At 60.7% G+C, this 12,766-nt stretch carries 11 protein-coding genes; 2 read left to right on the forward strand and 9 right to left on the reverse strand.

All coding sequences use genetic code 11. The features are described 5' to 3' along the window. Positions 1-313 precede the first annotated feature (313 nt). From GA0061103_RS27985 to GA0061103_RS28005, 5 genes are all read right to left on the reverse strand, one after another. Positions 314-1,522, reverse strand: coding sequence for an MFS transporter (locus GA0061103_RS27985; RefSeq protein ID WP_092716980.1), 1,209 nt, complete (start codon positions 1,520-1,522; stop codon positions 314-316). Positions 1,523-1,579: 57 nt separating this feature from the next. Continuing rightward, positions 1,580-2,569 carry an AraC family transcriptional regulator gene (locus GA0061103_RS27990; protein WP_092716983.1) on the reverse strand — a complete coding sequence of 330 codons (990 nt, stop codon included), beginning with the start codon at positions 2,567-2,569 and terminating at the stop codon, positions 1,580-1,582. Positions 2,570-2,866: 297 nt separating this feature from the next. Beyond that, complete coding sequence (locus GA0061103_RS27995) at positions 2,867-3,487, reverse strand: NADPH-dependent F420 reductase (RefSeq protein WP_092716986.1); 621 nt, start codon at positions 3,485-3,487, stop codon at positions 2,867-2,869. Between the two features lie 10 nt (positions 3,488-3,497). Further along, positions 3,498-4,097 (reverse strand): NADPH-dependent F420 reductase, encoded by a 600-nt coding sequence (locus tag GA0061103_RS28000; RefSeq protein WP_092716989.1) that lies wholly within the window; start codon positions 4,095-4,097, stop codon positions 3,498-3,500. 70 nt (positions 4,098-4,167) lie between these two features. Beyond that, positions 4,168-4,902, reverse strand: a complete 735-nt coding sequence (locus GA0061103_RS28005) for an SDR family NAD(P)-dependent oxidoreductase (RefSeq protein ID WP_092716992.1) — start codon at positions 4,900-4,902, stop codon at positions 4,168-4,170. Between the two features lie 141 nt (positions 4,903-5,043). On the opposite strand from GA0061103_RS28005, the gene GA0061103_RS28010 reads away from it, so the two are divergent. After that, positions 5,044-5,622 (forward strand): TetR/AcrR family transcriptional regulator, encoded by a 579-nt coding sequence (locus tag GA0061103_RS28010; RefSeq protein WP_092716995.1) that lies wholly within the window; start codon positions 5,044-5,046, stop codon positions 5,620-5,622. A 420-nt stretch (positions 5,623-6,042) separates the two neighbouring features. Further along, positions 6,043-7,644 carry an ABC transporter substrate-binding protein gene (locus tag GA0061103_RS28015; RefSeq protein ID WP_092716998.1) on the forward strand — a complete coding sequence of 534 codons (1,602 nt, stop codon included), beginning with the start codon at positions 6,043-6,045 and terminating at the stop codon, positions 7,642-7,644. Here the strand turns inward: GA0061103_RS28015 and GA0061103_RS28020 are convergent. Genes GA0061103_RS28020 through GA0061103_RS28035 form a run of 4 tightly spaced genes read right to left on the reverse strand, consistent with a single transcriptional unit; the run spans position 7,617 to position 12,680 of the window. Next, entirely contained in the window at positions 7,617-8,807 is a 1,191-nt protein-coding gene (locus GA0061103_RS28020) for an acyl-CoA dehydrogenase family protein (RefSeq protein WP_092717001.1), read from the reverse strand. The two genes, GA0061103_RS28015 and GA0061103_RS28020, sit on opposite strands and share 28 nt — an antisense overlap. Before the next feature lie 17 nt (positions 8,808-8,824). Beyond that, on the reverse strand, positions 8,825-9,862 hold the full coding sequence (locus GA0061103_RS28025) for an ABC transporter substrate-binding protein (protein ID WP_092717004.1): 1,038 nt from the start codon (positions 9,860-9,862) through the stop codon (positions 8,825-8,827). An 11-nt stretch (positions 9,863-9,873) separates the two neighbouring features. After that, complete coding sequence (locus tag GA0061103_RS28030) at positions 9,874-11,052, reverse strand: LLM class flavin-dependent oxidoreductase (protein WP_092717007.1); 1,179 nt, start codon at positions 11,050-11,052, stop codon at positions 9,874-9,876. A gap of 23 nt (positions 11,053-11,075) precedes the next feature. Continuing rightward, entirely contained in the window at positions 11,076-12,680 is a 1,605-nt protein-coding gene (locus tag GA0061103_RS28035; RefSeq protein ID WP_092717009.1) for an ABC transporter substrate-binding protein, read from the reverse strand. Positions 12,681-12,766 lie beyond the last annotated feature (86 nt).

Raw genomic sequence — 12,766 nt, forward strand, 5'->3', positions numbered from 1 at the left:
GTGCCGTGGGTGCAATAACCGAGCGGCAGTCTGTTCTTAATTGGAATTTCCTTTTTGGCCGCAGGCATTCGTGACCGCGAAAGATAACCTCGTCGATTTCAGCGGTTTGGTGATCTGGGTTGGAAGGGTCGTGCATTCGCATCCCTTCAACTGCACTGCCCAGGCCGCCGGCGATCGGCGGCGGCCTCATCTCCGAGCACGGTAAGAGCGCCACGCGGCTTGGCATGCATTGCCCAATCGGCGCTTGTAGATGCGCCGAGGCTCATAGCATCTTCGGTCCGATTGCGTTTGTTTCTCAACCGAGAAGCAAAGATCAGCCGCGAGGTTGCGTCAGCGCCAAGGCGACCGTCGATGCAGCTAGGATGGCGGTGAGCGTCAGAGGTCCAACAGCGCCGTAGCGGTCGACGATATAGCCGCCGAAAACCGCACCGATACTGATGGCGACCTGAAATGAGACGACCATCAGGCTGCCGGCCGCCTCCAGAGCGTCGGCCGCCCCGCGGGAAAGATTGGTCGGCAGTACCACCGGTGCCATGCCGAAGGCAAAGCCCCAAAGCGTGACGAGGCCGAATGCAAGACCGGTTTGAGCGCCCCAAAGCACCAAAGCAAGTGCGGCAAACGCCATCAGCGCCGCCGTGACAGCGAGGGCCAGGCGGATGCTGGTGTCGGCCATTCGGCCACCGGCGACATTGCCGATCACGGAGGCGATGCCAAACCCAAGCAGGGCCAGGGCGATCGATCTGGTTTCAAGGAGCGTCACTTGTTCGAGGAAGGGACGCACATAGACCGAGCCGGCAAAATGGCCCGTCATCAGCAAAAGAATGGCAAGCATCCCCAGCTGAATGCTACGCCGCCGCGTCAGCCGGAAAACATCGGCGAGACTGTTGCTTGTGCTCGCAGGCAGTGTCGGTAGGCTCAGTACCTGCAGCAGCATGGCAAGCGCGGCAAGTCCGGCGGTCATCGCCATTGCTGCGCGCCATCCCAGCCAGTCGCTGATCAAAGCGCCCACCGAGGGTGCGGCTATGGTGGCGAGCGAGACGCCGAGGGTGACGATAGCCATGCCCCGGCCCGTCGAATTGGCGCCGACCAGTCTCGCCACGACGGCAACTGAAAGCGCCCAGAAACCGCTCAGCGCGATACCCAGCCCGGCCCGGCCCAACAGCAATAGCCAAAAGTCCGTCGCCAATGACGCAAGGACATTGGAGCCGATCGCCAAGGCACTGAGGCCGACCAGCACCGTCTTGCGGTTCAGTCTGCCGATCAGAACATTGCTTAATAGGGCAGTGACAGCACCGACGGAAGCTGTAGCGGTGACGACCTGTCCGGCTGTTCCCTCGGTAATCGCCAGATCGCGCGCCAATGGGGTTAACAGGCCCGCCGGCAGGAATTCGGCTGATACCAGCGCAAAACTGGTGGCCGCCATCGAAAGGACGGCAAACCAGGTCGCCGCACTCCACGTGGATGGTTCCGGGGTATCCGGGTCAATGGCTACCCCGTCAAGTTGCGATGTCGTGTCCGTCATAGGTATCTCCTTGAGTTGGGAGAGGTCTTAGACGAACTATTCGGGACGGTATGTGTCCTAAAATCCGAAATCCATGTCTATTCGTCCGGAACTTGTGCGCCGCACAACGCCCGGTGAGACGCTGGTGATGCGTTTGAAAGCGCGAGCAAAGGATGCCTCGGATTCATAACCCAACCGAGAAGCAACTTCGGCAACTGACATGCCGCTTTGCCCCAACAAGTCGCGGGCAAGCTGCATCCGCAAACGGGCGAGATAATGGGCCGCGCCTTCTCCCAACATGGTGTTGAAGCGCTCGGCGAAGATCGAACGCGACTGACCTGCCAGGCCGGCGAGGCTTTTGAGGGTCCAGTTACGGCCGGGGTCTCTGTGCATGGCCGCCAACACACGACCGACATGGGGATCGCGGATGGCGGCGAGCCAACCGGTGGTCGAGGCCCCGCTGCAATTGACCCAGCAGCGGATGAGCCGCGCTGTGAGCAAGTCCGCCATCCGCGACAAGACGGTCGCGCTTCCCATCTGGGGCTGTGTCGCCTCCGCCGACATGGCCGCCAGCAGGGGGCCGACGATCGGGTCGTTGCCGGCCACATCGCAGCCCTTGATGATTGGCGGCATCAAGGCGATCAAAGGATTAAGCGCATGCGCCCCCAAGGCCATGGAGCCGCAGAAGAGGGTGCTGGTTGCACCCGTTCCGTCCCGCACCACGTCGCATACGTTGCTTCCCAATCTTGTTATCTGGCAGCTCTTGCGCGAGTCGCCCTCAACGTCTGGCGCGCTGGCCAACCGGTGTGCGATGCCTTGCGGCAGCAACACCAGATCGCCATCGTTCAATTCCTGCCATCCTTGCGCTTCGATATGGATCCAGCACGGACCCTGGCTGACGAAGTGAAACCGAAGCAGCTGTTGTTGCGGAAAGGCGATGCTCCAAGGATGTCTGAGTTCGCAGCGTCCATAATTGACACCACTCAAACGAAAGTCTTGCAGGACTTCGCTTAGGGCGTCCATTGGGACATTTGACGGCGACAATGGTTGAGACGAATGATCAAGCATTGAGCCAATTTAGGTCTCAAGCGTCCAGCATTCAAGCAGGTCGGCGACGCGTCACAATTGAATTTCCTGCGCTGTGTTGTTCCTGAGCTCAAATGTGATCGCTCCTAGCCGCGGCCTCTTTTATGCCTTTCAGCCGCTGGATTGAAATCAAGTCCGAAAGGTGAGACCAAAGGTTCATATCCTTTCACGAGCCTAGGATTTGCGGTTCTTCGATAGCGAGGAACGAGGTCTCCTTCATGCGAGTGCCGCCTCGGCATCAAATGCGGGCTGCCGGTATTCGATCGCATCGCCGGTGGTTCAGCCAAGATCGACGTTCATGGCGAAATCCCAGGTGCCGACGCCGTTTCTGGCCAGGCCGATCATCATCAGGCCGAGCGCTTCCAGCGTCTGGGCCATGTGCAAACCGCCAATGTCAAACGGACGCAGCCCGAGACTTTCGAGGAAGGTCGAGACGCTTGCCTTCGCCTTCGCATCGTCGGCCGCGATGAATGCGTCGAGGTGCCCACCCTTGGCCAGCACGTGACCGAAGATGGTGTTGAACGCCTTCACGATAGGCGTGCCGGCAGGGAGGCCCTTGGCGATCTCCTGCGCACCGGAACTGCCGTGGGGGGTGACGAGACCCGAAAGGTCGGAGGCAACGGGGTTGGTGATGTCGATGATCACCTTGCCACCAAGCGAGTCTCCGTAATCGGCGACTACCGCCGCGGCGCTGGTGTATGGCACGGCCAGGATGACGATGTCTCCGGCCGGAGCGGCACCGTAAGTCGCTGTCGTCGCTCCGGCTCCGACCCGCCCGGCGAGCGCCCGCGCCTTGGCGGGATCGCGGCTGACCACCTCGACGGTATGCGCGGCCTTGGCGGCCATGCCGCCGATTGCCGCGGCCATGCCGCCGGATCCGATGATGCTGATAGTGCTCATGTACGATTCCTCAATCGAACTTTACCAAGTCCTTAAAGATCAGTTGACCCCAGCTATTGCCGCGTGCCTGAACGAGCAGCCCACCTTCCGAAAGGCCGCCGAGGTTGACCGGCGAGAAGCCGAGTTGTTCGGCAAGCGCAGCAATCTCCGCTGTCGCGCTGCCGTCGTCGCTTGCCAGGAACACGACTCTCCTGCCACCATGTACGGCCGGATCTTGGTCAAGGACGGCGGCAGCGAGGTGATTGAAGCCCTTGACCAGTCTTCCACCAGAAAAGGCCTGCGCGACGAATTTGGACGACGGCTGCCCTCCCAGTTTCTCCGGGGGGACGCCGTAGGCATTGGTCACATCGACGATGGTCTTGCCCTGCCACGTGGGCAGCACCTTCGCGACATCCGGGTGCTGTTCGAAGCGAACAGCCAAGAAGATGATGTCTGCCTTGACGGCGTCCGCCAATTTTTTGGGAAAGATCGTGGGTCCGATCGCGGCCGCAGCGGCAGCAAAGCTTTCCGGCGCGCGGGTCGTCGCGACGGATACATCGATGCCGCTTCTGGCGAACGCCCTGGCAATGGCCTGGCCGATCTTGCCGAAGCCGATAATTGCGTAGCTCATAGGTTTTCCTTTGCTTTACCGAACCCCACGACGCTTCGAACGCTTGGATGAAGCGTCGCAGGGTTGCGTATCAGAGTTGGGCGAGGCCGCCGTCGACGGCGACTTCGCTGGCGGTCATGAAGCTGCTGTCCGAAGAGGCGAGAAAGGCAGCTACGGCTCCGATCTCGGCCGGATCGGCCATGCGCTGGAGCGGTGTCATCGCGGCGAAGGCCTTCTGACCCTCCTCGCCAAGCGCCTCCTTTGCGAGTTCGGTTGCCGTCGCCCCAGGCGACAGCACGTTTACCCGGATGCCGGTACCCTTCAGGTCCTCCGCCCAGGTCCGTGCGAGGTTGCGCACCGCCGCCTTGCTCGCGCTGTAGGCGCTGAATGCCGGGGCGCCCGTGGTGCCGGCGCTTGATCCGGTCAGGATGATCGAACCGCCCTGGCTCATCAGCGGTAGCGCCTTCTGGACCGTGAAGATCGTGCCTTTCACATTGGTGTCGAAAGTTTCGTCAATGTGCTCGGCGGTGATCTTGCCGAGTGGGAGCGGGCTGCCCGACCCGGCATTGGCGAAGACGATGTCGACCGTTCCGCGCGCGGCCTTTACCGCCGCGTAGAGCCGGTCGAGATCGGCCTCATCGGAAACCGAGCCCTTCACCGCGCGGGCATTCGGCCCGAGATCGGCCACAGCGGCATCCAGCGCTTCCTGCCGGCGGCCGAAAATGAACACGAAGGCGCCTTCCCCGATGAACCGCTTTGCTGCGGCGAGGCCGATGCCGGTGGCGCCACCCGTGACGACTGCAACCTTACCCTCAAGCTTTCCCATGACTTCTCCTTCCGTCCTTTTGGACAGCGCCTGTTGCTATTTACACGCATGCCACTATATCCAGTGGATCACTGATCCATTTTTATAATTGGATCGCCGATCCACATATATGGATCACTGATCCGTTTATCAAGGTAATATATGCGAGCCGACGCAGAAAAGAACCGCAGCCAAATTCTCACCGTCGCGCGTGACGTCGTCGCCGAGCATGGTGCGGACGCGTCGATGCGTGACATTGCCCGCCGTGCCGGTGTCGGGTTGGCCACGCTGCTTCGTCATTTCCCGACGCGAGAAAGCCTGTTCGAGGCGTTGCTGTGTACCAATCTGGACGAACTGACGCAGAAGGCAGCCGAACTCGAGACGTCGACTTCGGCCGACGAAGCACTTCTCTCCTGGTTTCGAGAACTGGTGACATTCACCCAAAGCTATAGGGGCGTTGTCGCCATGATGGCGGCCGCCCACACAAACCCGGACTCCGCTCTTTATGCTTCATGCGCAGCCGTGCATTCGGCAGGCGCGCGACTACTGCTCCGCGCCCAGGCTGAGGGAACGGCACGTGCCGATATGAATGGCGACGACCTGTTCGCCCTGATAACGGCCCTCAGCTGGGCGGTCGACCAACCCTCGTTCGCGCCGCGGGCAGATCATCTCGTTCACCTCATGACGAGCGCTCTTCTGACAAATTTGCCCCGCAACGATGTCAAGAAGGCAACGGGTTGAATAAGATCGGCATCGGAGGACCGATGGTCGGCCTCGACCGCGCGCAAACCGGCTAAGCGCCATGCATCGCTAAACAGGTCCACCCTGCTTCATCCATCAATAGCAAGCAATGGATGGCCCAGGCCTAGGCAAGGAAGCGGACTAGACCGCTGTCCGTGTGCAAAGCTGTGCCTGTGGTTGCGGAAGCCTGAAGCGGCTGCGCAAATGCCATGAAATGCGGGCGCCAACTCGCATAATTTCTGGCGATCGGAAGGGGAGTGGACGTCAAGACCGCTCCATACGGCAAACGCCCGATAATGCTTGCGGGAAGGATTGCTTTCGCCTCGCGCTAGAAAAACTGCCTTTGGATCTTCTGGTTTCGCCACGATCATTTCCGCGACGGGACTGGTGCCCGGTAACGCCAATTTTCGGAGCGAACAAATGTCGATCAATCGCCGTCACTTCAATCAATTGCTGCTTCTTGGAGGCGCAGGTCTTGCCTTGGGAGGCGCCCCGTCACGGGCAAGCGCCGCGGAAACGCCGGTGAGCGGTGGAACTCTGAACTGGGCCTATTATCCCGATCCGACGGCGCTGATCGCGATCAACACGTCCTCCGGCACGGGACAGGCGATCGGGCCGAAGGTCAACGAGGGCCTGTTCGATTTCGATTATGACCTCAACCCGACCCCGCTTCTGGCGACGTCATGGTCGGCAAGTGACGATGGTCTGCGCTATACGTTCGCGCTGCGCAAGGGTGTGAAATGGCACGACGGCAAGGATTTCACCGCCGAGGATGTCAAGTTCACCATCTTCCGCCTGAAGGAAGCGCATCCGCGCGGACGCATCACCTTCCAGAACGTTACCGATGTCGAGACGCCCGATCCGCTGACCGCGGTGATCGTTCTTTCGAAACCGGCCCCCTATCTGATTTCGGCCCTCAGCAGTTCGGAATCGCCGATCGTACCGAAGCATGTCTATGAGACCTTCAAGCCAGCGGCGCAGCCGACGCTTGCCCAGACGATCGGCACCGGCCCGTTTATTCTCAAGGAATGGGTGCCGGGCAGCCATTTGATTTTCGATCGCAATCCCGATTACTGGGATGCACCGAAGCCCTATCTCGACCGCGTCGTCCTGCGCGTCATCCTCGACCCGGCGGCAAGGGCGGCGGCGCTTGAGACGGGGGAAATCGATATTGGTGCCAACCCGGTGCCGCTGTCGGATATCGAGCGGCTGAAGGCCAATGCCAACTTGGTCGTCGATACCACGACCTATGCCTATTCCGGGCCACAGCAACAGCTCTTCTTCAACTATGAGAACGAGATCCTGACAAAGAAGGATGTGCGGCTTGCGATCGCCCATGCCATCGACTTACAGAAGCTCGTCGACATCGCCCTGTTCGGCTACGCGCAGGTTTCGCCGAGCCCGATCAGCACAGCCTTGCCGAAATGGTATGATCCGAGCATCAAAGCGCGCGAACCCGATCTGAAGCTTGCCAACAAGCTGCTTGACGATGCCGGCTATCCGCGCGGCGCCAATGGCACGCGTTTCAAGCTGAGGCTTGCCTATAATTCCTTCCTGCAGCCCTCCTATGCCGATTTCATCAAGCAGTCGCTGGCGGCAGTCGGCATCGATGCCGAAATCTTGAAGCTTGATCTCGCCACCTTCCTGAAGACCGTCTACACGGATCGTGCCTGGGATCTGGTCATCGAATCCCTCTCCAACACCTTCGATCCCACGCTCGGAGTACAGCGCGCCTATTGGTCGAAGAACTTCAAGATCGGCCTGGTATTCTCCAATGCCAGCCATTACTCCAATCCGGAGGTCGATGCTCTTCTGGAGGCGGCCGCAGTCGAGCCGGACGAGGGCAAGCGCCGGGAGCTCTGGTACAAATTCCAGCACATCATCCATGATGATGTCGTCTCCGTCGATCTGGTGGCGGCAGGAGCGCAGATCGTTGCCAACAAGCGGGTCAAGAATTTCGCGCCGGGGGCACAAGGCATCAACAATAGCTTCGGTCAGATCTGGTTAAGCCCGAGCGCGTGACGAACTTGATGCCGACGATTGAGCCGGCTCAATGCGTTCTTCGCCGCAATCGTACGGATCATGTGGCTCTGCGGTGCGTGCGAACGGGCGGTGATCGCGTCGCGATGATGACGCTCCAACTGGAAATCGCGATTAAGACCGGGATTGCCGGCAAGTTCGAGCGCCAGGCTGGTGACGGAAACGGCATTGTCGATGACGACATGACGAACATGCATACCGTCCATTCCGACCGGTCTTCCGGCATCGACATCCTCTCCAAGCGAGCGCAGCAGCCGCGCGTTTGTTGCAAGCCGGACCTCTATTTCGCCTAAGCCATCCTGAATGCGTGGCACCGTCGCGATCGGCGTACCGAGGCTGGCGGGCGTGTGGTTGCTCGCAAAGCCAAGAACGCGGTCACGCGCTGCCCGGGCGACGCCATGATAGACCGCGCCAAGCAGCCCGAAGAAGAAGGCGGCCGCATGTTCGTCGCGGCGGAGCGGTTCCGTGGCGGGCTGTGCCTCGATGACGTCGTCGATCGGGATCGATACGTCGTCGAGAATGATGTCGTCGCTTGCCGTCGCGTGCATGCCGGTCGCATTCCAGCTCTTTTCGATCCGAAAGCCGGCGGCTTCGGTCGGCACCAGAAACGAGGCAAGGCGCGGCTCCTTCTCGTCCGTGACGGCAAGAAGCGACACCCATTTCAGCACCGGGATGCCGGTGACGTAGCTCTTATGGCCGGAAATGCGCCAGCGATCGCCGTCGCGGCGTGCGATGGTTTCCGGTAGGGCGCCATGGGCGGGCGAACCGATGCGCGGTTCGGCCTGGGCATTGTTGATCAGCGCCACGCCCTGCCTGTTTGCCAGAAGCACCCGCTCCGCCAGATGTCGGGGCCATTTGCCGAGGCGACGGATGGCAAAGTGCGAGGTGTAGTGCATGGCGAGCACCAGCGCTGTCGATGGCTCGCCGCGGGCGATCTCGCTGATGACGGCCTGTGCTACCGTCAGGCCTTCGCCGTGGCCGCCATAATCCCGGCCGCTGACGAGGCCGAGCAGGCCGACATCGAAAAGCCTGTCGAAATTTTCGAAGGGGAAGGCGCCGGTCGCATCGTGATGCGCGGCCGTCCTGGAAAAATCCTCGGCAAGGCTTTTTGCCTTGTCGATCAGATCGTCAACCGTCTCCGTCATTGGCTCTGCAACATCCCTCAGGCGACAGCGCGTTCGGCAAAGCCGTCGATGTGGCGGCGGTCGACCCATTCGCCGATATCGAAATCGCCGGCGAGGAAACCGAAGTCGCGCAGGAAATTCTTGTAGTGCTCGACGGCGTCAATCAGATCCGGCTCCAATCCCAGGCCAAGGTGGCGATGGATTTCCGGGCCGTTGGCGGCAAGGACCTGTTCTTCGGTGGCGCCGGATTCCCGCGCCACGAAGCGACGAGTTTCCTCCGGATGGGCCTCCGCCCAGGCGCTTGCCTTGAAGATCGCCTCGATCAGCTTGCGCACGAGATCGGGACGTTCCTCGGCAAGCAGCTCGTCGACGGTCAGCACGCGCGGCGAGCCGGAATTGATGCGGATCTTCGGATCGGGATGAAAACCGAATTCGAGAACCTGAACGGCGCCGATGAGATTGGCGACGTTGATCCCGGCGGTTCCCTTGACGTAGATCGCGTCCACTTCGCCGCGCAGCAGAGCGGCGATCTCCTCGCCGTAGGCTTGCCTGCGCTTAAGACCGAAGAGCGACGGCCCCTCCTGGCTTGCGAGCACGGAATCGGCAAGAGCAATCTCGACGATGTCGACATCGTCCTTGGAAAGACCTTCAAGCGAAAGGGCGGAGATGAGGCCCTTGAGCGCCGTGGCGCGCATGAAGTCGACGATTCCCTCTGGGCGGCGGGCGATGCCGAAGCGGCGGCCCTTGAGATCTCTAGTCGTCCTGATGCCGGTTTCCGGCAGCGTGATGATCGCCTGAAACTCATCCGTCCAGGTAATGCCGACAAGACGCGTGCGGCGGCCTTCCGAGCGGGCGCGAATGGGCGGCACATTGCCGCCGTGGCGGAAGGACCAGTCGAGCGTATGGTTGAAATGGCTCTGCCGGATGTTTCTATCCGGAGAATCGATGATGGATTTCAGCATGACGCCTTCGCTGCGAAAGCCGTCTTCGAGATAGCCGAGCTGTGCGGCCAGACCCACAGGCGTCGGAACAGGGCAGCGTGTGTACCAGATTTCGGAAATGGCATTGCTGGTCATGATCGTTCCTTTCAGTGGCGAAGCCCGGCCTGTTTCATCAGCGGCAAGACTTCCTTGCCGAAGAATTCCAGATCGTCGCGGAAATCGAAGAAGCTGAGCTGCAAGCCGTCGATGCCCGCCGCCTTCAGCTTGACGAACTGATCGACCACCTGCTCCGGCGAACCGATGACGCGAATATTGCCGCCGATGAAGCGATAGGGATCCTCCGCGTCGCGGCCCTTCCAGGCATGGGCATCGGAGTTGAGCGACTGGAAGCCCTTGCGGGAGCGCTGGTCGGCATGGGCGACGATCCGGTCGGCCAGTTCCCATGCCTCCTTCTCGGTCGGCCGACAAATGACCATCGGATTGAGCAGGGTGCGCACGCTACGGCCGACATCAGCGGCGGCATTCTTCACTTTCTCCGTATGAGCCGGCAGGGAGGCAAGGGCGCTGTCGATGTCAGCACCCGTCGGACTGGTGATGAAGACGATATCCGAATAGCGGCCGGCAAAGGCGATGCCGGCATCCGAGCCGGTGGCGTTGACCAGGATCGGCCGACCGAAATTCGGTTTCGGCGTCACGTAGCCACCGCCGAGCTTCCAGCTGCTTTCGCCTTCGAAGGAGTAGTTCTCGTCGTCGCTCCACAGCCGCTGCACGACCTCGAGAAATTCCGCCGCAAGCTCATAGCGCTTGTCATGTTCGATGCGCTGCCAGCCGAACATCTCGTGCTCGACGGCCCTGTGGCCGGTGACGACATTGATGCCCCAGCGACCGCCGGTGATGTGATCGAGCGTGGCGCCGAATTTGGCGAGGTGCAGCGGATGCCAGGGACCGTAAAGCACATGCATCGTGGAGATGAGCATGATCTTCTTGGTGAGGCTCGCAAGTGCTGCGGTCGAGACGAAACTGTCGAGCGCGTGGCCGTCGAAGACGCCGCCATAGCCGCCCTTGGGAAGCCATTGCGACAGGGCGAAAACCAGGTCGAAACCTAGCTCCTCGGCGCGCAGCGTCAGCGCCTTGTTGTAGTCGAAGCGCCAGTCGGTGGAGCGCTCCAGCGTCGATTGCGTCCAGCCGCCGGCCTGGATCGGCAGGAAAAGGCCGAGAAGAACGGGCTGCTTCAAGGCCTGCGATAGAGGGCTATCGGGAAAATCGGTAGGTGCTGCGAATTTCGGCAGGCCCACGATGGAGCCGGGACGGTGCTGAATGGACATGGCGTTCCCTTGCTTTCGATGCTTCAAGCAGTTGCGATGTATGCGTAGGCAAGGCTGCCGGCGATGCCTTCGCCACCGAGCGTGTGGTCGGAGATGCGCTTGTTGTAGATGGTGAGTTCTGGCTGGCTGACGATGTCGAGGGCAGGCAGGTCTTCGACCAGGATTTTCTGGATCTCCCGCCATTGCTCGACCCGCTTCTGGGGATCGACTTCGATGGCGGCGACCTCAAGAAGAGCGTCGACCTTGGGGTTGCTATAGGCGGAGCCATTAGAGAAGGGCACGCCCGGCTTGAAGTTCTTGCTCCAGTAAAGCCGCTGGACGCCGACCGTCGGGTCGAAGAGATTGCTCATCCCCTCGTAGGCAAAATCGAAATCGCGATCGGTGTAGATGCGCTTGGTATAGGTGGCGAAATCCTGGCTGCGCACCGTGACCTCGACGCCGACCTTGGCGAGAGCCTGGCGGATATATTCCGAGCCACGGCTGTAGGGTTCGCCGCTCGGCACATAGTCGAGATTGAGGCGCAGGCGCACACCGTCCGAACCGCGCGGATGGCCGGCCTCGTCTAGCAGTTTCTCCGCTGCGGCAAGGTCGATCGGATAGGTCTTGAGATCGGCAACGAACCATTTCGTCAGATTGGGATTGATCGGGCCGGGGATCGGCTCGCCGTAGCCGTAGTTGATCGTGTTGCGGATCAACTTGCGGTCGATGACATGCGCAAAGGCCTGCCGTACGCGGATATCCTTGAAGACCGGCTTTTCAAGGTTGAATTCGATACGGCTGACGCCGTTCGAATATTGATATCCCTTTGTCTCAAAGGCGAGGCTCTCCACGCCCTTGAGGCGATCGAGATCGCTGAGCGGAACGGGCGTCGACGGTGCCAGATCGATCTCGCCGGTCTCAATCGCGATGGAGCGGGCGGCGGCGTCGGGAATGAAGCGGACAATCAATTGGTCAAGATAGGGACGCGGCTGATCCCAATAATCAGGATTGCGCTCGTACACGATGTGGCTGCCGCGTATCCATTCCTTGAACTTGAACGGCCCGGTGCCGACAGGCGCCAGATTGACCGGATTTTCAGCGACCTTCGTGCCTTCATAGAGATGGTGTGGGACGATCGGAGACTCGGACGCGGCGAGTGCTGTGATCAGGTAGGGAGCCGGCTTGGAGAGAACCAGGATCGCGGTCAGGGGATCGGGCGTTTCGATGTCGACGAGGTTGAGAAAGGTATTGCGTCCACGCGGATGCACGTCCTTGAGTGTCTTGATCGAGAAGACGACGTCTTCGGCGGTGAAGGGTCTACCATCGTGCCATTTGACGCCGTCGCGCAGCTTGAAGCTGTAGCGTAGCCCGTCATCGCTGACGGACCATTGTTTGGCGAGGAGCGGCTGCGGATTGAGATCGAAATCATAGGTCAGCAGCCCCTCGGTCACCTTCGGCGAGACATAGACAGAGTTGAAGGCCGTATGGGCGATCGTCGTCAGGACCGGTGGTTCAGCCGAAAGCAGAAGCGTTGCGGTACCGCCGCGCGATGGAGCCGCATGGACGGCTGTTCCCGTTACGGCGATCGCACCGAGCGCTGCCGACGAGAGCAGGAAACTCCGGCGTGTAATTGTAGAAAGTCTGGTCATCTGAAGTTGCCTCGTCTGTCTAAGGTGGTGTTGCCGAGCCTGAACGGTTGCTGGTTTTATGTTCTCGAAGGAAGCGGTTCTCGTAG

It is taken from the genome of Martinezella multihospitum (genome assembly GCF_900094585.1).
GTDB classification, from domain to species: domain Bacteria; phylum Pseudomonadota; class Alphaproteobacteria; order Rhizobiales; family Rhizobiaceae; genus Rhizobium; species Rhizobium multihospitium.